The following is a 21,855-nucleotide window of genomic DNA, read 5'->3' as shown; positions in this document are numbered from 1 at the left end:
CTGGCCGCCGCTTCCGAACGATCCGTCGGTGCGGATCAGGAGGCGGGCGTGGTGCCCTTCGCGGTCTGGGTCGAGGCGGTGGCCTTGGACGCTGCACCGTCCGGCACGCCATCGGTGCCCAGGTGGAACACGTGGACCATGCCGCCGAGCGGGATCTTGTCGAACCCGTTCTTGAAGGCCAGGCCCGCCGCGCCCAGGGCGCCATACGGATCGCTGGGATCCAGACCTCCGGCGATGGGCAGGCCGATCCAGCCGCCGATGCCCGAGTAGACCGCCACGTACTGCTCGTTGCCGACTTTGTAGGCGATCGGGTTGCCGATGACGCCGCTGGGCAGCTTGGTCTCCCACAGCTTCTTGCCGGTTTCCTCATCCACCGCGCGGAACCAGCCATCGAGCGTGCCGTAGAACACCAGCCCGCCATCGGTCACCAGGGTGCCGCTCCAGGTCGGGAACTTCTCCTCGATGCTCCACTTCTCCTTGCCGGTCAGCACGTCGAAGGCCTTGACGATGCCCAGCGCGCCGGGCTTGTGCGGCTTCATCGCCACGTTGGCGAACACGTACGGCATGCCCTGCATGGTGCGGCCGCGTTCCTGCGGGGTCAGTTCCATGTACCAGTTGTTGGTGCCGCAGAAGAAGATGTTCGGCTGCTTGGGATCGACCGAGCACGGCTGCTGGTCCTTGGTGCCCATCGCCGAGGGCGAGGCCGAGACCATCTTGCCCACCTCCAGCGGCGAATGCGCCGCGACCTTGACCGGGCGACCGGTCTTCATGTCGATGCGCTCGGCCCAGTCCACCGGGCCATAGGTGTGGGCGCGCAGCAGGGTGCCGTCACGCCGGTCCAGGACGTAGGCGTGACCATTGCGGTTGAAGGTCACCAGCGAGGGCACCTGCTTGCCGTCGATGTCCATGTCCACCAGGATCGGCTCGTTGATGCCGTCGTAGTCCCACTGGTCGAACGGGGTCATCTGGTAGCCCCACACCGCCTCGCCGGTATCCACGTTGCGGGCGAAGATGGTCATCGACCACTTGTTGTCCCAGTCGCCGTTGTTGCAGGCCTCCTGGGTGACCGGCTTGGCGCCGCAGCGATAGCTCGGGCTCCACAGCCCGGGGTTGCCGGTGCCGATGTAGACCAGCTTCAGCTTGGGATCGTAGCTGTACCAGCCCCATGCCGCGCCGCCGCCGCGCTGCCATTCGTCGTCCGGATAGGTCTTGACCCCCAGATCGCCCAGCTGGCCGTATTCGGGGTGGGCCTTGTTGAAGTCCGGGCCCAGGCAGATGTCCTTGTCGGTGCCAGTGGCATGGCAGGTCCACACCGGCTTGCCGTCGGCCAGGTTGAGCGCTTCCACGCGGCCCCGCACGCCGAACTCGTTGCCCGAGATGCCGGCGATCACCTTACCGTCGGCGATGATCGGCGCCATGGTCATGGTCTCGCCCTTGCCCGGGTCGGCGCCCTTGTATTTCCAGGCCACCTTGCCGGTCTTGGCGTCCAGGGCGATGACCTCGCCGGACAGGCTGTTGAAGACGAACTTGCCATCGGCGTAGGAGCCGCCACGGTTGACCGTATCGCAACAGGCAACGGCGACCGAGCGCTCGTCCTGGTCCGGGGTATAGCTCCACAGCTCCTTGTGCTCGCCCGGCTGGGAGACGTCGATGGCATGCACGATGTTGGGATAGGCACTGACGGTGTACATCACCCCGTCGATCACCAGCGGCTGGCCCTCGTGGCCACGGGTCGCGCCGCTCTTCATCTCCCAGGACATCTTGAGGTTCTTGACGTTGTCGGTGTTGATGTCCGACAGCGGACTATGGCGGGTCAATGCGAAGTCCCGCCCGATCCCGCCCCAGTTCTCGGGTTTGGCAGCATTGGCCTGGAACTCGGCATCGGTATCGACCACGGCGGCCGGCGGCGGACTGCTGGCCGGCGGCGCTGCCGTGGGGGTCTGTGCGGTGGATTGCTCGTCGTGTTTGCCGCAGGCGGCGAGGGAGAGTGCGGCGGCCGTCAGGATGAGCGGCGCGGCGATTCGAGACGCGTTGGAAAGCATGGACATACACCCCTCCGGTGATATGTGGACCAGCTAGTCGCCATGCATGGCGCGATGGCGTGGGGGCGAGCCTAGTCCCGTCAAACCGGTGTTGCCAACATAGTCGGGGGGAGTATCCGATCACATGGGGGAAGTAATTGAAAAAACCCTTTATTTCAGCGTTTTAGGGAAATTCGTGATGCACTGCGGCGTTGTGCATTTGCTGCACTGCAAAGCATCCGGCGCGCAAAAAGCGGAATCGATCCTGCCGGACGGTCGGACCGAAGGGCATCTGATCCCCCGCCAGGAAACGACGACGCGCCCGAAGGCGCGTCGTTCCACAAGCCAGCGGCGGGGGCGTGGCGCTCAGTGCGCCTGTTCGCGTGCGACCGCGCGCCAGCCAATGTCGGTGCGATGGAAGGCATGGGGCCAGGCAATGGCTGCGACACCGGCATACGCCGCGCGCTGCGCGTCGGACACGCTGTCGCCCAGCGCGGCCACGCACAGCACGCGGCCGCCGGCACTGATCACGTCGCCGTCCGCATTCAAGGCGGTCCCGGCGTGGAAGACCTTGGCCGTGGCCGGCACGGTGTCCAGGCCGGTGATGATCTCGCCGGTCACCGGCGTTTCGGGGTAGGGCGCCGCGGCGATCACCACGCCCAGCGACGGACGCGGATCCCACTGCGCCTCGGTCACCTCCAGCTTGCCGTCGATGGCCGCGTCCACCAGGTCCACCAGGTCCGACTGCAGGCGCAGCATCACCGGCTGGGTTTCCGGGTCGCCGAAGCGCACGTTGAACTCAATGACTTTCGGCGCGCCGCTGGCATCGATCATCAGCCCGGCATAGAGGAAGCCGGTGAACGGCACGCCATCGGCCGCCATGCCGGCCACGGTCGGGTTGACCACCTCGCGCATGACGCGCGCGTGGACCTCGGGGGTGACCACCGGCGCGGGCGAGTACGCGCCCATGCCGCCGGTGTTGGGGCCGGTATCGCCGTCGCCGACGCGTTTGTGGTCCTGGCTGGTGGCCATCGGCAGTGCGGTCACGCCATCGACCATGGAGATGAAGCTGGCTTCCTCGCCATCGAGGAATTCCTCGATCACCACGCGCGCGCCAGCATCGCCGAACGCATTGCCCGAGAGCATGTCGCGCACGGCGGCTTCGGCTTCCGCCAGGGTCATGGCCACCACCACCCCCTTGCCCGCGGCCAGACCATCGGCCTTGATCACGATCGGCGCGCCCTTGTCGCGCACGTAGGCCAGCGCGGCATCGAGCTCGGTATGCACTTGGTAGAACGCGGTGGGGATGCCGTGGCGGGCGAGGAAGTCCTTGGCGAAGGCCTTGCTGCCTTCCAGCTGTGCGGCGGCGGCGGTCGGCCCGAAGATGCGCAAGCCCGCATCGCGGAAGGCGTCGACCACCCCGGCCACCAGCGGCACTTCCGGACCAACCACGGTCAGCCCCACGTTTTCGTCCTGGGCGAGCTTCAGCAAGCCAGCGATGTCGGTCACCTTGACCGGCACATTGCGGCAGCGATCTTCCGTAGCGGTGCCGGCGTTGCCAGGCGCGACCAGCACCTCACTGACACGAGGAGACTGGGCCAGCTTCCAGGCCAGGGCGTGTTCGCGGCCGCCTGCACCGATGACGAGGACTTTCATCGCAATGTCTCCGAAAGTGGAGCCCCCTGAGTGAGGGGGCGATTCGCGCCTATGGCGCGAATAGGGGTGTGGAAACGCAAGGCCGGGGCCCGAAGTTTGCGCAGCGAACTTTGGGATTGATGCCGGCGCAGCCGGAATCAATGCCGGAAATGGCGCACGCCGGTGAATACCATCGCGATGCCGTGTTCGTCGGCCGCGGCGATGACCTCGTTGTCGCGCATCGAACCACCGGGCTGGATCACCGCCTTGATGCCGGCTTCGGCGGCGGCGTCGATGCCGTCGCGGAACGGGAAGAACGCATCGGAAGCCATCACCGAGCCGGGCACGCCCAGCTTGGCGTCGGCGGCCTTGATCCCGGCGATGCGCGCCGAGTACACGCGGCTCATCTGCCCGGCGCCCACGCCAATGGTGCGGTGGTCCTTGGCATAGACAATCGCGTTGGACTTGACGAACTTGGCCACCTTCCACGCGAACAGCAGGTCGGTGAACTGCGCCTCGGTCGGCGCCTGCCGGGTCACCACCTTGAGTTCGTCGCGGGTCACCACGCGGTCGTCGGCGGTCTGCATCAGCAGGCCCGAGCCGACGCGCTTGGTGTCGATGAAGTGCTGTGACGCCGGCGCCATCGGGATGCGCAGCACGCGCACGTTGGCCTTCTTCTTGGCGTATTCGAGCGCGCCTTCTTCATAGTCCGGCGCGATCAGGACTTCGACGAACTGGCGGTCCAGGATGACCTTGGCGGTGGCCGCATCCAGTTTGGTGTTGAAGGCGATGATGCCGCCGAAGGCGCTGGTCGGGTCGGTGGCGTAGGCCAGCTCGTATGCATCGCCGCAGGCCACGCCCACGGCCACCCCGCAGGGATTGGCGTGCTTGACGATGACGCAGGCCGGCGCGTCGAACTGGCGCACGCATTCCCAGGCCGCATCGCTGTCGGCGATGTTGTTGTAGCTTAGTTCCTTGCCCTGCAGCTGGGTGAAGGTCGCCAGCGAGCCCGGCGCCGGGTACAGGTCGCGGTAGAACGCGGCCTGCTGGTGCGGGTTCTCGCCGTAGCGCAGGTCCATCACCTTCACGAAGCTGCCATTGGCCTGCGCGGAGAACGCGCTGCGCGCCGGCACGTCTTCTGTCGTGTCGATCACGGCCGACAGATAGTTGCTGATCGCCGCGTCGTACTGGGCCACGCGGTTGAAGGCGGCCACCGACAGTGCGAAGCGCTTGGCCGCCGAGAGCTGGCCATCATGGGCGTCGAGTTCGGCGAGCAGGTCGGCGTACTGGTCGGGCGAGGTCGCGACCGCGACCCGGGCGAAGTTCTTGGCCGCGCTGCGCAGCATCGCCGGGCCGCCGATGTCGATGTTTTCCACGGCGTCTTCGAGTCTGCAGTCGGCCTTGGCGGTGACCGCCTCGAACGGATACAGGTTGAGCACCAGCAGGTCGATGGCGCCGATGCCGTGCTCGGCCATCACCGCGTCGTCGGTGCCGGCGCGACCGAGCAGGCCGCCATGCACCAGCGGGTGCAGGGTCTTGACCCGGCCATCCATCATTTCCGGAAAGCCGGTGACCTCCGAGACATCCTTGACCGGCAGGCCGGCCTCGCGGATCGCCTTGGCGGTGCCGCCAGTGGAGAGCAGTTCGATGTTGCGGGCGGCCAGGGCCTTGGCCAACGCGACCAGGCCGGTCTTGTCGGAGACGGACAACAGGGCCCGGCGCACGGGCAGGAAATCGGAAGACATGGGAGCGGAGGGTGACGGAGCGGCCGCATAGTGTAAGGCCCGAGCGAGCCGGGCCCGGCGCGGTGGCGCAGGCCCCGCCATGGCGGGAATGAGACGCAGGGCACGCGACGCGCACCGCGCCATGGCTTTTTGCGCGCGAAGCGCTAGGCTCGCGCGGAGTGGCGGCCGACCGGCCCGCTGCCAGGGGGAATGCGATGCCAGGACTCAACAAGCACAGCGCCGACCGGATCCAGGGGGCCTCGTCTCAGGGCGCGCCATCGCCCCGGCCGGCGAGTCAATCGCTTGCCGTGCTGGCGTCCGCGCCAGCGCCTGCCGCCTCTCCCCAGGTCATGCTGGCCTGGCTGCGCTTGTCCGCACCGTTGCGCTCGCTGTCGGCGCTGCTGCTGGCCCTGGCCGCCGCGGCGCTGCTGTTGCCGTCGCTGGCCGGCGTGGCCCCCTTGTCGGGGGCGGTGGGCTGGGCACTGGTGTTCAGCGCCGCGCTCGGGCTGATGCAGTTCGGATGCGCGCTGGGAGTGCAGTTCGGGACCGACGTGGCCGGTGCCTTGTTTCGCGAAGCCATCCAGGCGCATGACGCGGTGGATGACGTGGCGCTGTCGGTGGACCTGATGCTGGCCGAGGTCGGCGGGACGCCTGAGCCCTTGCCGTTGCTGGTGGCGCCCTGGCCGCGTCTCAAGCGCTGGCTGTCCTGGCAGATGGCCTGTACCTGCCTGCAGGCGTTGTGCCTGGTGATGGCGTTGGTGCTGGTGGCAGGCGGCGCATAGCGGCCGATGCGCAATGCCCAGGGGCATTGCGACAGGGCTTCACGCCAGGCCGTAGTCCTTGAGCTTCTTGCGCAGAGTGGCGCGGTGGATGCCCAGCAGCGCGGCGGCGCGGCTCTGGTTGCCTTCGCAGTGATTGAGCACTTCGACGAACAGCGGGATTTCCATCTCGCGCAGGACGATCTCGTAGACATCGTCTGCATCGCAGCCATTGAGGTCGCGCAGGTAACGACGCACCGACTGTGCAACGTGTTCGCGCAACGGCGACTTGGGCGTGCCACGACTGGAGTCCTGGCGGGTCGAAGCGGCGTTCAAGGCGTCCCCGGGATCTGGATGCAGCGGAGTGGAGGCCCGGCCAGCGATCGACGCTTGTGGCGGAACGCGGCGGGGGAGGGAGTCTAGCGCGTGGTCGCCCCACGCGCATCACCCAACTTCCAAATCTGTCGCATTCATTGAAAGTCGAACGCGAAGGCGACGACGCCTCCGCGTGGTTCGTGCACCTGGACGGCGAGCTGGCCGCTCTGTCCTGGCGCAAGCGTTGTGCTTTCCTGATCCTTGTCCAGGTAATCATCGGGCACCAGGATCCGCGCGCCGGCCACGCGTCCATCGGCATCGGACAGGGACAGGCCGACCGATGGCCACTGCTGTGGCCATGCCGCGTCGTTGCGGAAGGTCGCGCGGACCTGCAGGACGCCGGTGCGCCCGGGCACGGGACGCACATCGCGCGCGAGCATGGTGTAGGCCTGCGGGTCGTGCCAGGTGGGAAGCGTGCAGCGCAGCAGGCCACACATCGACGCCAACACCGGTCGCCAACGCGCGTCCTGAGCCAGGTGCGAGGTGTTGGCGATCAACAGCTGCAGCCCCAGCAACAAGGTGAGCACGACCAGCGCGCCCCACTGCCACGCCGGCACGCGGCGCGGCGGCGGTCTGGTGCGTGCCCGGGTGAAGCTGGGCACGGTGGGCGCCGGTTCCGCCGTTGGCGGGGAAAGCGCCGCCTCGTCGGTGCCTGCTTCAGGCGATGCCGTCGTCTGCGTCGCTGGCGCGGCTGGGTCCAGGGCAGGTGCGTTTTCGGTCGTGTCTTCGAAAGAAGCAGTTGGCACGGTCCCCCCGTGGTCGATGATGTTGGCCTGCGGCTCGGGGGAGGCCGCGGGTGGCGCCTGCACGCGCGGCGCAGGCACAGGTGAGGTGGCATCGGTATCCGGGCGCAGCAGGCTGGCCAGACTGGGACCACGGGCCGACTCGTGTGGAAGGGCATGCCCGCAGTGGGGGCAATGCGTTGGCGCCATGCCCGCTGTGGCAGCGAGCGGGTGCTGGCAGTGCGGGCAGAGGTCCGGCATCGGCGTATTCAACCATGGCCGCGCGCGTGGGCGACAGCCGGCTGACTCACGCGTCGCGACGCACGCCGTCGATCCGCATCCAGTCGTCCTGCCGGGTGGCACGCAAGTCGTCGAACCAGGCGGCATAGCGCGTGAGCAGGGCGTCTTCCTGTCCGTGCAGGATGCCGCTCAAGGCGATGCGTCCGCCGGGCGCGACTCGCGCGGCCAGCGTCTCGGCCAGCGCGTCCAGGGCCGAGGCCAGGATGTTGGCGACCACGACCGGATAGCGCTGCACCGGTTCGTCCTGCGGCAGGAACACCTGCAACCGGTCCTGGACGCCGTTGCGCTCGGCGTTGTCGTGCGTGGCCAGCAGGGCCTGCGGATCGTTGTCCACGCCGATGGCCTGGGCGGCGCCGAGTTTCAGGGCGGCCAGCGCCAGGATCCCCGAGCCGCAGCCGAAGTCGAGCACCGGCTGCCGCTCGAGCCGGCCCGCCGCGGCCAGCTCGTCCAGCCATGTCAGGCACAGTGCCGTGGTCGGGTGGGTGCCCGAGCCGAACGCCAGGCCGGGATCGAGCCGGACCACCGCGGCCGCCTGATCCTGCGCCTCGTCCGGCAGTGCGTGGTTCCACGGCACGATGAAGGTCCGCGCGCCGAAGCGCATCGGTTGGAACTGGTCCAGCCAGGCGCGCTCCCAGTCCTGGTCTTCGACCGCGCGAAACGAGGCACCGGTCCAGTCCAGCCCGGGATCGAAGGACTCCAGGGCCGCCAGCAGGACCAGGGCATCGGCCTCGGCGGGAAACAGCGCAGTGAGCACCAGCGCATTCCACAGCGGGGTCTCGCCCACGCCCGGCTCAAGGATCGCGCGCTCATTGCTGGTCTCGGCGTCGGCGTCGACCAGGGTCACCGACAGGGCGCCGACGTCTTCGAGTGCGTGCTCGTAGCGGGGCTGCTGGGCCTCGGAGCAGGGGACGGAGAGTTCGAGGAAGGGCATGGCGCGGTCGGTCGGCTTCGAGGAGCGGGCATCCTAGACGACTCGGCCATGACGTGCCGGGTGTCGTGCAGCGCATCGCGGTTCAGCGCGCAGGTCCAGCGCGAGCACAGACGCGGCCGCGGGTGGCAGGCCCTGCGATAGAATGCCGCCTTCGCCATGGCGCGCCCTCGGGCCGGGCCGTGGCTCTCTGGATCCTTCCGACCGCATGCCGCTCGCCCGCTCTCGTCTGCTGTGGTGGTTGTCGCTCCCGGCGCTCGCGCTGGCGGCGTTCGCGTGGCATGGGGGCGAGGGCCTGGGGGGGCGGGTCACGACACGCACCGCGCACCGCGATCCCCAGGTCGCAGACATCCCGGCAATGCGGGTGGGCGATGGATTCCTGGCCGAGCGCAGCAATGCCTTGGCCGTGCCGACCGCCGCCTCGGGGTTCGACGCGCAGCGCGATTTCTACCAGTACGCACGCACCCTGGCCGGTGCCGCCGAGCAGGGCGATGCACAGGCGGCCTGGACCCTCAGTCGCGTCTACGACTACTGCGCGGCCTATGCGCAGGATCCTTCGGGCTATGCGGCGGACAGCAGGCGCCTGGAGACCAGCACCGATGCCGGCGTGGCCGCCATGGTCCGCGCCCGGGCACGGGTGGCGCGGCGCTGCGCCGGCTTCTCGCCCGCCGATGGACTGGGGGCGCAGGCGGTGCTGGACGAGCGCGTGCAGGCCGCGCGCGCGGGAAGTCTGGCCAGCGAGGCATCGCTGCTGGCGCTGGGCCGTCCGCTGCAGGACTCGGCCGACTATCGGCGTGGGCTGGTGCAGCGGGTACTGGCGTCGCGCGATCCGCAGGCCTTCGCCGCCATCGCGCCGGCGATGGGCGCGGCAGCCAACGGGGATGCGGCCTATCGCGGTTTCGTCGCCGGCGACCAGTTTGCGTTGTTGGCCTGGCAGCTTGCGGCATGCCGGCTTGGATTGGACTGTGGCGCGGACAGCGCGCTGATGACCGGCTACTGCGCCAATGCCGGGATCTGCTCGCGCGATGCCACGCAGAATTTTTCGAATTTCGTGTTCGATGCCGCCGTACCGGGGCAGGGAGCTGACAAGATGGATGAACTGGTGAACACCTTGATCCAGACCGAGGGGGAAACCTCATGAAGATCCGCCAGAGGTTGCACAAGGCGCGCCATTGGCTGTGGCCGGCATTGTTCGTGGCGTATTCGGCCACGGCGATCGGCGTGGTGGTCATCGATGCCTCGGACCTGCGCTATCAGCAGCTGTCGCAGGTGAAGCTGACCTCGGTGAAGCAGGAACCGCAGGCGCGCCGCAATGGCGCCGGCCAGGTCGCCGCGGTGTACCGCGCGCAGAGCGGCATGCCGTTCTCCACGCTGCCGGCGGGCGCGACCTTCCAGATCGTGTGGCCCGATGGGTCGACCGAGACGATGATGATCGTCGACCCGACATCCGCGGCCGGCACCGTGCCGGTGCCCGGAACCCAGCAGCCGGCGCCCGATCCGACGCGGTAAGGGAATCCAACCAAGCAGGGCCGCGTCCGGGGAGGACGCGGCCCTGTCGTAAACCACCAGCGCCGAGGCGCCGATCAGGTCAGCGAGATCGACTTGGTCTTGCGTTCGGCCAGGCGCTTTTCCAGGTAGTGGATGTTCTGCCCACCGGCCTGGAAGCCCTTGTCGCGCATGATGCGCTGCTGCAGCGGGACGTTGGTCTTGATGCCTTCGACCACCGTCTCGTTGAGTGCCACCTGCATGCGTGCGATCGCGGTTGCGCGGTCCGGGCCGTGCACGATCAGCTTGCCGATCATCGAGTCGTAGTTCGGCGGCACGCGGTACCCCTCGTAGATATGGGTATCCACGCGCACGCCCGGGCCACCGGGCGGATGGAAGTGCTGGATCAGGCCCGGATGCGGCATGAAGGTTTCCGGATCTTCCGCATTGATGCGGCACTCGATGGCGTGACCGGTCAGCACCACGTCGCTCTGCTTGATCGACAGCTTCTGGCCGGCGGCGATCTTGAGCTGCTCGCATACCAGATCGATCCCGGTCACCAGCTCGGTCACCGGATGCTCGACCTGGATGCGGGTGTTCATCTCGATGAAGTAGAAGCGCCCGTCCTCGAACAGGAACTCGAAGGTGCCCGCGCCGCGGTAGCCGATGCGGATGCAGGCTTCCACGCACACCTTGCCGATCTGCTCGCGCAGTTCCGGCGTGATGCCCGGCGCGGGGGCTTCCTCGACCACCTTCTGGTGGCGGCGCTGCATCGAGCAGTCGCGTTCGCCCAGGTGGATGGCGTTGCCCTGGCCGTCGGCCAGCACCTGGATCTCCACGTGGCGCGGATTCTCCAGGTATTTCTCCATGTAGACCTCGCCATTGCCGAAGGCCGCCTTGGCCTCGGCCTTGGTGGTCTCGATCGAGGACTTCAGCGCGGCTTCGGCATGGACCACGCGCATGCCGCGGCCACCGCCGCCGCCGGAGGCCTTGATGATCACCGGGTAGCCGATCTCGCGGGCGATCTTGGTGTTGGCCACGATGTCATCGCCCAGCGGGCCGCCCGAGCCGGGCACGCACGGCACGCCGGCAGCCTTCATCGCGCGGATGGCTTCGACCTTGTCGCCCATCAGGCGGATGGTGTCGGCCTTGGGACCGATGAACACGAAGCCGGACTCCTCCACACGCTCGGCGAAGTCAGCGTTTTCCGACAGGAAGCCGTAGCCGGGGTGGATGGCCTGCGCGTCGGTGACCTCGGCCGCGGCGATCAGGGCCGGGACATTGAGGTAACTCTCGGTGGAGGGCGCCGGGCCGATGCAGACCGACTCGTCGGCCATGGCCACGTGCTTGAGGTTGCGGTCGACGGTGGAATGCACCGCGACCGTGCGGATGCCCAGGGTGTGACAGGCGCGCAGGATGCGCAGCGCGATCTCGCCCCGGTTGGCGATGACGACTTTATCCAGCATGGCCAGCGCCTTAGCCGATCACGAACAGCGGCTGGTCGAATTCGACCGGCTGGCCGCTCTCGCCCAGGATGGCGACCACGGTGCCCGATTGGTCGGCCTCGATCGGATTGAACATCTTCATCGCCTCGATGATGGCCAGGGTCTCGCCGGCCTTGACCTGCTGGCCGACGGTCACGAAGGCCGGCTTGTCCGGCGACGGGGAGGCATAGAAGGTGCCGACCATCGGCGAGCGCACCACATGGCCATCGGGCAGCCCGCTGGCGGCCTTGGCCGTGCCACCGGTGGAGGCCTCGGTGGGCGAGCTCATCGGCATCGGCTTGCCTTCGGCCTGCGCGGCGGTGGGGACGGCATAGGTCATCGGGGCCGCGGCCGGCGCAGCGAAGCTGCCCTGCGGGACGCGGGCCAGGCGGACGGATTCTTCGCCTTCCTTGATCTCGATTTCGGCGAGATTGGATTCTTCCAGCAGGTCGATGAGTTTCTTGATCTTGCGCAGGTCCATGAAAGGCCTCTGTGGTTATGCGTTGGTGCGAAAAATTGGAGCGACGGCGCGATGACCGGCGTGTGGAAACGGGCGTGTCCGGTCGGGTGCGGTGATGTCGGGGCGGCCGACGGTGCGGCGCATGGGCAGGCGATGTGCTGCCGGAGGCATCGACCGGGACGGCGGGTGGATCATCAAGCGCTCCGCGAAGAAGGCGGCAGTCTGGAGGAAGCCGGCAATGCTGTCCAGTTCGCCGAACTTTTCAGTGATTTAATCGCGCGTTTGAATTTGCCCGGGCGATGTCGCCGTAGCGCCGACCCAGCTGGAAAGCGCACCGTCGGCGAACGGACCGACCTGCTGCTTGAGGATCCGGCCGTCGCGCCCGACCAGCACGCTGTAGGGCAGGACACCGGCGCGGTTGCCCAGCCACACGCTCGCGTCGGCGGGGCCCGGCGTGTCCAGCACGATGGGGTAGCGCACCGCGACGCGCTCCAGGAACGCGCGCACCGCCTCGGGCCGGTCCAGGGCCAGGCCGACCACCTGAACACCGTGGGCGTCCTGGCTGCGGGCAAAACGGTCCAGTTCGGGCATTTCCTTGATGCACGGTGCGCACCAGCTGGCCCACACGTTGATCAGCAGCGGGCGGCCCGGTGCCAGCCTCCGCAACTCGATGGGCCGGCCCTCCAGATCGGGCAGCCGCAGGGAAGGCATCGGGTCGCCGCGCCGCGCGGGCGTCACGCCCGGCGGTGGCGCCGGAGCGCTGGCGTCCAGTGCCGCCTGCAGGGCACGCTGCCCGGTGTCGGTGCGATGCCAGCCGGCCTGTGTCCACACGCCAGCCGCGATGCCGGCCACGCCAGCGACCACCGCCACCATCAGCAAGCGGGCGCCGGGGCGGGCCATCAGGGGGCCGAAGCGCGCTTCAGGGCGTCCTGGACCAGGGCCGGGGTCAGCACGGTCGGCAGCACTTCGCCCTCGCCCCCGCCGCGCGGGAACACCACGTAGAGCGGGACGCCCACGGCGTGATGGGCCTGCAGGAAGGCGGTGATCTGCGGGTCGACATTGGTCCAGTCGCCACGCATCAACACGGCGTCGGCCTGCTGCATGGCCTGGCGGAAGGCGTCCCGATCGAGCACGGCTTTCTCGTTGGCCTTGCAGGTCACGCACCAGTCGGCGGTCATGTCCACGAACACGACCTTGCCCTGCGTGCGCAGTTCGGCCAGCCGGTCCGGCGAGAAGGTCTCCACGCCATCGGCTGCGCTGGCGGTCTCCCGGGCCGGCGGCGCGACGCGGTGCAGCAGCGCCAGCGGCACGATCGAGGCCAGCACGATCGCCACCGCCAGCGTGCGGCGCAGCGGCGCGGTCTGGAAGCGCACGCGCTCAAACGCCCACAGGCCTAGCGCCAGCACCACCAGCCCGGCCAGCGCCAGTGCGACCGCATCCACGCCGCGCTGCTGGCCCAGGACCCACAGCATCCACACCGCGGTCAGGTACATGGGGAAGGCCAGGACCTGCTTGAGTGTTTCCATCCAGGCCCCTGGACGCGGCAGGCTCCCGGCCAGCGCCGGCACCAGGCCGATCAGCAGGAAGGGCAGCGCCATTCCCAGGCCCAGTGCGGCAAACACCGCCAGGGCCAGCGGCAGGGGCGCGGCGAAGGCAAAGGCCAGCGCCGTGCCCATGAACGGCGCCGTGCACGGGCTGGCCACGACCACGGCCAGCACGCCGGTGAAGAAATCCCCGCCCAGGCCGCCACGCTCGGTCAATCCGCGGCCGGTGCCGGCCAGGCCATAGCCCACCGCGAACACGCCCGACAGGCTCAGGCCCACGGCGAACATCACATAGACCAGCGCGCCGATCACCAGCGGCTGCTGCAGCTGGAAGCCCCAACCCAGGGCCTGTCCGGTGGCGCGCAGCCCAAGCGCGATACCGCCGACCAGCAGGAAGCTCAACATGACGCCAGCGGCGTAGCTCAGCGCGCTGGCTCGGGCGTGGGCGTGGCCGCGGCCGCCTTCGGCCAGCGACAGCGCCTTGAGCGACAGGACGGGCAGGACGCAAGGCATCACATTGAGGATCAGTCCGCCCAGCAACGCGGCCAGCAAGGCCAGCAGCCAGGTCGAGGCGCCGCCGCTTTGTTGGGCGCGCGCCAGCACGTCCGGTGGCGGCGTCGAGCGGGGGACTTCAGCCGGCGTCGCTGGGCCGGCATCGCCCTCGAGGGGGATGGGCGCGGCCTGCTGCAGGGCGGCACGCTCGGCGGCAGGGGTGACCGTGCCGGCAGGGATCGACAGGTCCACCGAGCGGGTCATCGGTGGATAGCAGATGCCATTGGTCTGGCACCCCTGGAAGATGACGTGGAGCGCGGCCTTGGCGGCCTCGGGGCGCGTGCGCAGGACCGGCACGGGAACCTCGACCTGATCGAAGTACACCGCGACATCGCCAAAGTGCTCGTCGTGATGTGCCTGGCCGGCCGGCCAGGTCGGCCGGCCGAGCTCCAGCGCGTCGCTACCGGTCAGCGACAGCGAGGTGCGGTCGCGATACAGGTAATACCCCTTGGCCGGGGTGAAGCGCAGCAGCAGCTGATTTCCATCGTAGGCGATGGCTTCGAATCCGAAAGCCTGCGCCTCGGGCAGCGGCGTCGCATCGGTAGCGCCGGCGACGCCAGGCGTGGTGCCGAGCAGGGAGCTCGTACGCGCTGCGCCCAGACCCAGGCCGCTGCCGGCATTGCCGGCGGCCGCATGCACCGGGACCTGCAGCGTGCGCGATTGCGGGGGGTAGCACACCCCGGCGTCGGCGCAGCCCTGGTAGCGAACCGTCAGCGCCACCGTGCCGTCGCTGGAGGCCTGACCGGGGAGCAGGGCATCCAGTTGCGTGCGATAGGTCTCCACCGGGCCGAAGAACTCGTCGGTGTGCTTGTCACCGTCCGGCAGCTGCAGCGCGCCGGCCTGGAAGCCCGCGCCCTCGGCGGACACCGAGGTGCGGTGACGGTAGAGGTAGTAGCCCTTGGCGATCTTCCAATGGACGGCGATGCCCTGGTCGGTGGCGTCGGCGCGGAGCACGAAGGCCTGATCGACGGGGAGCAGGCTGGCCGGATCGGCGGCTGTGGCGGACAGGGTCGGAAGTAGCAGGGCCAGCACGCCGGCCAGACGAAGGATCAGTGACATGGCGCGCAGCTTAGCGGAGCGGCGGCTCCGCGAGCGCCACCAGGCGGGCAATACGCTGTTGCATCCAGGCGCCTGTCGCCGCGCGCGAGGTCAGCTGCGCGATTCGCTCGTGCGGCCAGCGCCGCGCGGCCGCACCCGACCGGTGCGCTGCGAGGCCAGGGTTTCCATGACTTCCAGCAATGACAGGCGTGCTTTGAGCGGCGCTTCGCGGAAGGCGCGCACCAGGCGGAACTCCAATGGATCTTCCACCAGGATCGCCTCGGCGGTGGCGATCGAATCCAGTTCCACCTCGCGCGAAAGCGTCATGCCGCCGCGTCCGGTCGCCAGCCATTCGAACTGCGTGCCGGTCGCCAGGGCGACCTCGCGCAAGTGGGACACGCTGGGGCTCTTTCCCTTCGGCGACTCCCAGTGGCTGACTGCGCTTCGCTGCACCCCCACCGCTTCTGCCAACTGACTTTGCGAAAGTCCCGCAAGGCGACGTGCCATGCGGATTCGCTCGGGTGCATCCATCAAACCTCTCCGTGGCGATCGCCATCCAGAAACTTTTGTGACCATAGCCAAACGTTGAAAGGAGCGGAATGGAAATTGACAACAATACTAACGTGGTGACCAAAAATAGGCATACGTTGTCCGCTATTGGTCACCCTTTGCTTGCTAGTTCCAATCAGCACGGCGTGTGTAGGGATTCATGACCCCGCAGGTCACTAGTCAAGCGGGGTTTTGCGTGAGTTCAGGCTTTGCGCCGCGTGTCAGGGGTTGGTATCTCTATGTCCGTCGGCACGGAAGCCGGCACAGACAGGACGTCGGCGGGGGGAGTTGGCGCAAGTCAGGACTCGACGGATAGGAATCCCTTACCATTCCCTTGAAGAGCACGCATGCCGCACATGCGTGCTCTTCTTTTATGTGCGCCGTACGCGCAAGCCTCGCGTTTCTGCCTTGCTCGATTGAAAAAATCTGCGGCGCCGGCCTTGAAAGGGCGTCGCGACCGCCCAATCTGCCCAGTCAGCCCCTCGCATCCTTGCCGATGCCGGGTTTTTGTCGCCAGCGCTGCTGGCACTCGCTACGGCAGAGTGCTAACATCGCCGGCCATTTCCTAGTCCAATCAATCACTTAAGAGGATTGACATGAGCAACATCAAGCCGCTGTTCGACCGTGTGGTCATCAAGCGTATGGAAGAAGAAAAGCTGTCCGCGGGCGGCATCGTGATTCCGGACTCGGCCACCGAGAAGCCGATCAAGGGCGAAGTCGTCGCCGTCGGCGCCGGCAAGACCCTGGACAACGGCAGCGTGCGCGCGCCGCAGGTCAAGGTGGGCGACAAGGTCCTGTTCGGCAAGTACAGCGGCACGGAAGTGAAGCTGGACGGCACCGACTACCTGGTGGTGAAGGAAGACGACATCTTCGCGACCCTGGGCTGAGCCCGGCGCGTCATTCCCGTTTCCCAATCATTCGCATTAGACATCCGAGGTAATAGCAATGGCTGCCAAAGACATTCGTTTCGGTGAAGACGCTCGCTCGCGCATGGTGCGCGGCGTGAACGTGCTCGCCAATGCCGTCAAGGCCACCCTGGGCCCGAAGGGCCGCAACGTCGTGCTCGAGAAGAGCTACGGCGCCCCGACGATCACCAAGGACGGCGTGTCCGTCGCCAAGGAGATCGAACTGGCTGACAAGTTCGAGAACATGGGCGCGCAGATGGTCAAGGAAGTCGCTTCCAAGACCTCCGACAACGCCGGTGACGGCACCACCACCGCCACCGTGCTGGCCCAGGCCTTCATTCGCGAAGGCATGAAGGCCGTCGCCGCCGGCATGAACCCGATGGACCTCAAGCGCGGCATCGACAAGGCCGTGACCGCCGCCGTCGCCGAGCTGAAGAACATCTCCAAGCCCACCGCCGACGACAAGGCCATCGCCCAGGTCGGCACGATCTCGGCCAACTCGGACGAGTCGATCGGCAACATCATTGCCGAAGCCATGAAGAAGGTCGGCAAGGAAGGCGTGATCACCGTCGAGGAAGGCTCGGGCCTGGAAAACGAGCTGGACGTGGTCGAAGGCATGCAGTTCGATCGCGGCTACCTGTCGCCGTACTTCATCAACAACCAGCAGAGCCAGTCGGCCGATCTGGACGACCCGTTCATCCTGCTGCACGACAAGAAGATCTCCAACGTCCGTGACCTGCTGCCCGTGCTGGAAGGCGTGGCCAAGGCCGGCAAGCCGCTGCTGATCGTCGCCGAGGAAGTCGAAGGCGAAGCGCTGGCGACCCTGGTGGTCAACACCATCCGCGGCATCGTCAAGGTCGTGGCTGTCAAGGCTCCTGGCTTCGGTGACCGTCGCAAGGCGATGCTGGAAGACATGGCCGTGCTGACCGGTGGTACCGTGATCTCCGAGGAAGTGGGCCTGTCGCTGGAGAAGGCCACGATCAAGGATCTGGGCCGCGCCAAGAAGGTGCAGGTCACCAAGGAAAACAGCACCATCATCGACGGCGCTGGCGACACCTCGGCCATCGAGTCGCGCATCAAGCAGATCAAGGCGCAGATCGAGGAGACCTCCTCGGACTACGACCGCGAGAAGCTGCAGGAGCGCGTGGCCAAGCTGGCTGGCGGCGTGGCTGTGATTAAGGTCGGTGCCTCGACCGAGATCGAGATGAAGGAAAAGAAGGCGCGCGTCGAAGACGCCCTGCACGCCACGCGCGCTGCGGTGGAAGAAGGCGTGGTCCCGGGCGGTGGCGTCGCGCTGATCCGCGCCAAGGCCAACCTGGGCGAGATCAAGGGCATCAACGAAGACCAGAACCACGGCATCGAGATCGCCCTGCGCGCCATGGAAGCCCCGCTGCGCGAGATCGTCACCAACGCCGGTGAAGAGCCCTCCGTGATTGTCAACAAGGTCAAGGAAGGTTCGGGCAACTTCGGCTACAACGCCGCCAACGGCGAGTTCGGCGACATGGTCGAGTTCGGCATCCTGGATCCGACCAAGGTGACCCGCACCGCGCTGCAGAACGCCGCTTCGATCGCCGGTCTGATGATCACCACCGAAGCGATGGTGGCCGATAGCCCGAAGAAGGAAGAGCCGGCGATGCCGCCGGGCGGTGGCATGGGCGACATGGGCGGCATGGGCTTCTAAGCCCGCCGCGCAGCCTGGCTGCTGCTGCATGAAAGAAGCCCCGCCTCGGCGGGGCTTCTTTTTTTGCGCAGGATCCGGTGAGTTGCCAATGAAACATTGGCACGCGCTGGAAAGTCGTGTTATCAATGCTGCCCATGAACGCACACCGCGCCCGCTATTACTTTTGGTTTCCGACGCCCACGGCGGAGGAAGGAGCGCGTTCACCCTGAAGAGACCCTTCAGACGCATCCCGAAAGCCGCCAGCGACACTGGCGGCTTTTTTGTTGCCAGTCCGCTCCACCGCAATCCACGCCGTACCCGACACGAGATACCGAGATGGCCCCGCTCACTTCCGACCTGCGCATCCGCAAAATCGAGCCGTTGCATACGCCCGCCGAGCTGATCGCCGAATTCCCCTGCGACGACGTCGCCTCCGATACCGTGGCCGCCGCCCGCACCGCACTGCACGAGATCCTGCATGGGCGTGACGATCGCCTAGCGGTGGTGATCGGGCCATGCTCGATCCATGATCCGGCCGCTGCCCTGGAATACGCGCGTCGCCTGCGCCCGCTGCGCGATGCGCTGGGCGGCGAACTGGAAATCATCATGCGTGTGTATTTCGAGAAGCCGCGCACCACCGTGGGCTGGAAGGGTCTGATCAACGACCCGCGCCTGGATGGCAGCTTCCGCATCAACGAAGGCCTGGCCACCGCGCGCAGCCTGCTGCGCCAGATCAACCTGCTGGGCCTGCCGGCCGGTTGCGAATACCTGGACGTGATTTCCCCGCAGTACATTTCCGACCTGGTGGCCTGGGGCGCGATTGGTGCGCGCACCACCGAAAGCCAGATCCACCGCGAGATGGCCAGCGGCCTGTCCTGCCCGGTGGGCTTCAAGAACGGCACCAGCGGCGATGTGAAGATCGCCGTGGACGCGGTGGGCGCGGCCTCGCATCCGCATCATTTCCTGGCCGTCACCAAGGACGGGCAGTCGGCGATCGCCTCGACCACCGGCAACCCGGATTGCCACGTCATCCTGCGCGGCGGCAAGGTGCCCAACTATGACGCGGCCGGCGTGCAGGCGGCCAGCGAGGTGCTGGAGAAGAACGGCCTGGCACCGCGGCTGATGGTCGATGCTAGCCACGCCAACAGCAGCAAGAAGCCGGAGAACCAGCCCAGGGTGATCGACGATATCGCCGGACAGCTCGAGGCCGGTGAGCGCCGCATCGTCGGGGTGATGGTCGAAAGCCACCTGGTGGCCGGGCGTCAGGACCTGGTCGACGGACAGTCGCTGACCTACGGGCAGAGCATCACCGACGGCTGTATCGGCTGGGACGATTCGGTCGCCGTCCTCGAGCGCCTGGCCGTGGCGGTGAAGGCACGTCGCGCGCGCAAGGTCTCGCAGGCCGCCTGAGCCTGAGCGTTTGGCCGGGGCGCTGCGGGCGAGGACACGCAGTGCACAGGGGCATCGGGCATCCTGCACCCGATGGATCGTCCGATACAGGCGGCTTCGCGCCGTCCCGTCCCGCGCTGGTTGCGCCGCATCGCCCTGGCGTTGCTGGCGCTGTACGTGCTCTACCTGCTCGCCGGCAACCTGTTCCTCAATACCGCGCTGGGTCCCTGGAGTGTCAACCGCAAGCCGGACAAATTCGCCATGCACTGGGGTCCGGCGCTGACCTGGTGGCCCGGTGAGGTGGTGCTGTGGAAGGTCTCCATGCGCGGCCACGTCGGCCGCACGGTGTGGTCGATCCAGGCCGCGCGTGCCAGCGGGCATGTGTCGCTGCTCAACCTGCTGCACAAGGAGGTCTATGTGCCGCGGGTGCGCGCCGATGAGGTGACCGGCCGGGTGGAACGCGTCGCGCAGGAAATGCCACCGCCACCGGTGCGCCCGGGCGGCTGGTTGCTGAATTTCCCGGCGATCACCAGCGACAGCATCCGTGGAGGGCAGGTGGGCGCCCTGACCGTTCAAGGGCAGGGCAGGGCAAAGGTCGGGTTCACCAAGCGCCTGCGCGGCGGTCCGGCCGAACTGCTCGCTTCCACCGCCCATTTCGAGCAACTGCGGCTGGCGCGCGACCAGGTGGCCTTGCTGCAGGACGCCTCCCTGAAGGCGGACTTCGGGATGACACCGGTCGCCCGCTCGCAGGCAAAGGGTGCGCAGAAGCTGCGCTACACGCGAATCGCGGTGACCGTGGAGGGCGCGACCCCGGCCCTGTCCGCGCACCAGACCGACACCGGGCGCCTGGCGCTCACCCTGCAGCCGGGACAGGGGCATGTGCAGGGCAGCCTGGCGCTGGAGCAAGCGGCGCTGGCTTCCGGTGGTGTCCTGTCCTGGCGCATGCCGGTGACCCTCATCGACCTCCAGGGAAAGTCGCATCGCAGCACCCTGGCCGCGCAGCTTTCGGTCGATCGCGACCTGCATCTGAAGGCGACGCTGCCGCCCCAGCCCGACGGTGTGTTGGCCATCGACGCGGACCTGCGCGCCGATGGGACCCAGATTCCCCTGGACAACTTCCGGACCTTGTTGCCGCGCACCTCGGGGCGGGTCACCGGCCAGTGGCAGTTCAGTTCGCTGAAGTGGATCACCGCCCTGTTTATCGACGTGCCGTGGCTGTCGCTGCAGGGCGCCGGGCGGGTGCAGGGCGATGTCACCCTGGATCACGGGGTGCTGGCCCCGGGCAGTCGGCTGGAGATTCCCCACATCGACGCGCGCGCGGACGTGCTGGGGCAGCGGATTACCGGCACGGCCAGCGCCAAGGCAGCGCTGACCGAGGAGGCCGACGGGCGCAAGCGCTCGCGCGTGGACGTGCGTATGACCGAGTTCAGCGTGGCCGCCCTGGATGCCTTGTCGCAGCCCTATATCCGCGGCGACGACCTGCGCCTGCGGACCGAAAGCGACCCGGACCTGGCCAAGGCCCGGCAATCGCTCAAGGCGCGGCTGGACTTCACCGATGCGCGGGTGCCGGACCTGCGCGCGTACAACCGCTTTTTGCCCAACGATCACATGCGGTTCGATGACGGCGCCGGCACGCTGAGCGGGACCCTGGCGCTGGATGCTTCGGGCAACGCCGCAAGTGGCCGGGTGCGCGTGGCGGGCCGGCATGCTCAGGTCACGGCCGCCGGGCTGGCGCTGCGCGCCGACGTGGACGTCGACCTGCGCCTCAAGCGCGCCGACCTGGCGCGCCAGCGCTTCGAGGTCGATGGCAGCCAGGTGGCCCTGCGCAACGTCAGCTTCACCCAGCGCAGCAATGCCCGCGCCGGCTGGTGGGCACAGGTGGACCTGCCGCGCGCGCGGTTGGACGTCGACGATGGGCGGCTGTCGGTCGCAGGCCAAGTGCAGACCCGGATGAAGGACGTAGGCTTTCTGCTGGACCTGTTCTCCCAGGACCACGATTACCCCAAGTGGATGGTCAAGCTTGTCGATGACGGCACGGTGCAGGCCAAGGCAAAAGTGCGTTGGCGGCGCGATGCCCTGGTCCTGGACCAGATCGATGCCAGCAACGACCGATTCGACCTGATCGGACGCTTCCGCCTGCGCGACCAGCGCCAGGCCGAAGGGGATCTGTACGCGCGCTGGGGGGTGCTGGGCACCGCCGTCGAGTTGCGCGACGGGCACCACCAATTCCATGTACTTGGCGCCAAACGCTGGTATGAGGCCCAACCTTCCTACCTGCCGTAGCGGGCGTTCAGTTTCAGTCGCAATTTGTTTTGCAGTGCAGCGT

Annotated in this window: 18 protein-coding genes; 7 read left to right on the top strand and 11 right to left on the bottom strand. The window is 67.8% G+C overall.

The annotated features are described in order from the left end of the window. Positions 1 to 35: 35 nt before the first annotated feature. The 3 genes from PJ250_RS02950 to purH form a co-directional block, all read right to left on the bottom strand. Positions 36 to 2,042: a methanol/ethanol family PQQ-dependent dehydrogenase gene (locus PJ250_RS02950; RefSeq protein ID WP_333909516.1), complete on the bottom strand. Its 2,007-nt coding sequence runs from the start codon at positions 2,040 to 2,042 to the stop codon at positions 36 to 38. Between the two features lie 345 nt (positions 2,043 to 2,387). After that, positions 2,388 to 3,677 (bottom strand): phosphoribosylamine--glycine ligase, encoded by a 1,290-nt coding sequence (gene purD / locus PJ250_RS02945; RefSeq protein ID WP_271647066.1) that lies wholly within the window; start codon positions 3,675 to 3,677, stop codon positions 2,388 to 2,390. A gap of 137 nt (positions 3,678 to 3,814) precedes the next feature. Continuing rightward, positions 3,815 to 5,401 (bottom strand): bifunctional phosphoribosylaminoimidazolecarboxamide formyltransferase/IMP cyclohydrolase, encoded by a 1,587-nt coding sequence (gene purH / locus PJ250_RS02940; protein ID WP_271647065.1) that lies wholly within the window; start codon positions 5,399 to 5,401, stop codon positions 3,815 to 3,817. A 194-nt stretch (positions 5,402 to 5,595) separates the two neighbouring features. On the opposite strand from purH, the gene PJ250_RS02935 reads away from it, so the two are divergent. Continuing rightward, positions 5,596 to 6,162, top strand: coding sequence for a hypothetical protein (locus PJ250_RS02935; protein ID WP_271647064.1), 567 nt, complete (start codon positions 5,596 to 5,598; stop codon positions 6,160 to 6,162). A gap of 39 nt (positions 6,163 to 6,201) precedes the next feature. Here PJ250_RS02935 and fis read toward each other — a convergent pair whose 3' ends face one another. From fis to prmA, 3 genes are all read right to left on the bottom strand, one after another. Then, complete coding sequence (gene fis / locus PJ250_RS02930; protein WP_271647063.1) at positions 6,202 to 6,474, bottom strand: DNA-binding transcriptional regulator Fis; 273 nt, start codon at positions 6,472 to 6,474, stop codon at positions 6,202 to 6,204. Between the two features lie 134 nt (positions 6,475 to 6,608). After that, entirely contained in the window at positions 6,609 to 7,115 is a 507-nt protein-coding gene (locus PJ250_RS02925) for a DUF3426 domain-containing protein (RefSeq protein WP_271647062.1), read from the bottom strand. Positions 7,116 to 7,542: 427 nt separating this feature from the next. After that, complete coding sequence (gene prmA, locus PJ250_RS02920; RefSeq protein ID WP_271647061.1) at positions 7,543 to 8,466, bottom strand: 50S ribosomal protein L11 methyltransferase; 924 nt, start codon at positions 8,464 to 8,466, stop codon at positions 7,543 to 7,545. Positions 8,467 to 8,671: 205 nt separating this feature from the next. Here prmA and PJ250_RS02915 point away from each other — a divergent pair, with 205 nt between their 5' ends. Then, a complete protein-coding gene (locus tag PJ250_RS02915; RefSeq protein WP_271647060.1) occupies positions 8,672 to 9,604 on the top strand; it encodes a hypothetical protein in 933 nt (310 codons plus the stop codon). Further along, complete coding sequence (locus PJ250_RS02910) at positions 9,601 to 9,972, top strand: hypothetical protein (RefSeq protein WP_271647059.1); 372 nt, start codon at positions 9,601 to 9,603, stop codon at positions 9,970 to 9,972. The genes PJ250_RS02915 and PJ250_RS02910 overlap by 4 nt, the downstream gene beginning before the upstream one ends. 74 nt (positions 9,973 to 10,046) lie before the next feature. On the opposite strand, the gene accC is transcribed toward PJ250_RS02910, so the two are convergent. The 5 genes from accC to PJ250_RS02885 all read right to left on the bottom strand — a co-directional run bounded on the left by accC (position 10,047) and on the right by PJ250_RS02885 (position 15,533). Beyond that, positions 10,047 to 11,414, bottom strand: a complete 1,368-nt coding sequence (gene accC, locus PJ250_RS02905; RefSeq protein ID WP_271647058.1) for an acetyl-CoA carboxylase biotin carboxylase subunit — start codon at positions 11,412 to 11,414, stop codon at positions 10,047 to 10,049. 10 nt (positions 11,415 to 11,424) lie between these two features. Further along, on the bottom strand, positions 11,425 to 11,913 hold the full coding sequence (gene accB / locus PJ250_RS02900) for an acetyl-CoA carboxylase biotin carboxyl carrier protein (RefSeq protein ID WP_271647057.1): 489 nt from the start codon (positions 11,911 to 11,913) through the stop codon (positions 11,425 to 11,427). A gap of 249 nt (positions 11,914 to 12,162) precedes the next feature. Beyond that, positions 12,163 to 12,792 carry a TlpA family protein disulfide reductase gene (locus PJ250_RS02895; RefSeq protein ID WP_271647056.1) on the bottom strand — a complete coding sequence of 210 codons (630 nt, stop codon included), beginning with the start codon at positions 12,790 to 12,792 and terminating at the stop codon, positions 12,163 to 12,165. Continuing rightward, a complete protein-coding gene (locus PJ250_RS02890) occupies positions 12,792 to 15,047 on the bottom strand; it encodes a protein-disulfide reductase DsbD family protein (protein ID WP_271647055.1) in 2,256 nt (751 codons plus the stop codon). Before PJ250_RS02890 ends, PJ250_RS02895 begins: the two co-directional genes overlap by 1 nt. A gap of 90 nt (positions 15,048 to 15,137) precedes the next feature. Next, complete coding sequence (locus PJ250_RS02885; protein WP_271647054.1) at positions 15,138 to 15,533, bottom strand: type II toxin-antitoxin system RelB family anti-toxin; 396 nt, start codon at positions 15,531 to 15,533, stop codon at positions 15,138 to 15,140. Between the two features lie 638 nt (positions 15,534 to 16,171). Here PJ250_RS02885 and groES point away from each other — a divergent pair. From groES to PJ250_RS02865, 4 genes are all read left to right on the top strand, one after another. After that, the gene (gene groES, locus PJ250_RS02880; protein ID WP_271647053.1) at positions 16,172 to 16,462 is read left to right on the top strand and encodes a co-chaperone GroES; all 291 of its coding nucleotides are present in this window, start codon (positions 16,172 to 16,174) and stop codon (positions 16,460 to 16,462) included. Positions 16,463 to 16,520: 58 nt separating this feature from the next. Further along, positions 16,521 to 18,161, top strand: coding sequence for a chaperonin GroEL (gene groL, locus PJ250_RS02875; protein WP_271647052.1), 1,641 nt, complete (start codon positions 16,521 to 16,523; stop codon positions 18,159 to 18,161). Between the two features lie 315 nt (positions 18,162 to 18,476). Beyond that, positions 18,477 to 19,550 (top strand): 3-deoxy-7-phosphoheptulonate synthase, encoded by a 1,074-nt coding sequence (locus PJ250_RS02870; protein WP_271647051.1) that lies wholly within the window; start codon positions 18,477 to 18,479, stop codon positions 19,548 to 19,550. Between the two features lie 72 nt (positions 19,551 to 19,622). Further along, positions 19,623 to 21,812 (top strand): translocation/assembly module TamB domain-containing protein, encoded by a 2,190-nt coding sequence (locus PJ250_RS02865; protein WP_271647050.1) that lies wholly within the window; start codon positions 19,623 to 19,625, stop codon positions 21,810 to 21,812. Positions 21,813 to 21,855 lie beyond the last annotated feature (43 nt).

The sequence above is a fragment of the Pseudoxanthomonas sp. JBR18 genome (assembly GCF_028198165.1).
Lineage (GTDB): Bacteria > Pseudomonadota > Gammaproteobacteria > Xanthomonadales > Xanthomonadaceae > Pseudoxanthomonas_A.
The sequence above is the reverse complement of the archived record's forward strand: the minus strand, read 5'-3'. Positions and strand labels throughout refer to the sequence as shown.